Genomic DNA, 445 nt, shown 5'->3' with positions numbered 1-445 from the left:
GCGGTCGCTGCCGCGCTCGATCGCGGCGAGGTGGCCGAGATCGCATGGCCGGGCCCGATCCGCTCGGCGGAGCTGGTCATGATCTGGCGGCGCCGGCGCGTCCAGCCGCCGGCGCTGAAGCTCTTGCTCGCGGCGATGGGCGAAAACTTCGCGCTCGTCAGACCAGCCGCTGCCCGCCCTCGACATGCAGCGTCGTTCCCGTCGTAAAGCCGTTGCCCATCAGGAAGCGGATCGCGTCCGCAATGTCTTCCGGCCGTCCGACCCGTCCCGCCAGCAGGCGCTTCGCCATCGCGGCAAGCGTCTCGTCCTTCGCATCGCCGGCAACGAATTGCCAGATCGGCGTGTCGACCCAGCCGGGCGAGACGGCATTGACTCGGATCGGCGCCAGCTCGATGGCCAAGGCCCGCACCAGCCCTTCGAGCCCGGCGTTGACGGCCGCGACCAC

1 protein-coding gene and 1 pseudogene are annotated in these 445 nt (G+C 70.6%); one reads left to right on the top strand and one right to left on the bottom strand.

Annotated elements, in window-relative coordinates; all coding sequences use genetic code 11:
• Positions 1-207 (top strand): annotated as a pseudogene (locus EOA32_RS39485) (substrate-binding domain-containing protein); the annotation flags it as partial.
• Here the strand turns inward: EOA32_RS39485 and EOA32_RS37810 are convergent.
• Positions 158-445: SDR family oxidoreductase (locus EOA32_RS37810; protein WP_128374347.1), on the bottom strand; the 288-nt coding region annotated here is incomplete at its 5' end. The pseudogene EOA32_RS39485 and the gene EOA32_RS37810 sit on opposite strands and share 50 nt — an antisense overlap.

The sequence above is a fragment of the Mesorhizobium sp. M1A.F.Ca.ET.072.01.1.1 genome, from assembly GCF_004023325.1.
Taxonomy (GTDB): domain Bacteria; phylum Pseudomonadota; class Alphaproteobacteria; order Rhizobiales; family Rhizobiaceae; genus Mesorhizobium.
This window is presented reverse-complemented; position numbering and strand designations above follow the sequence as displayed.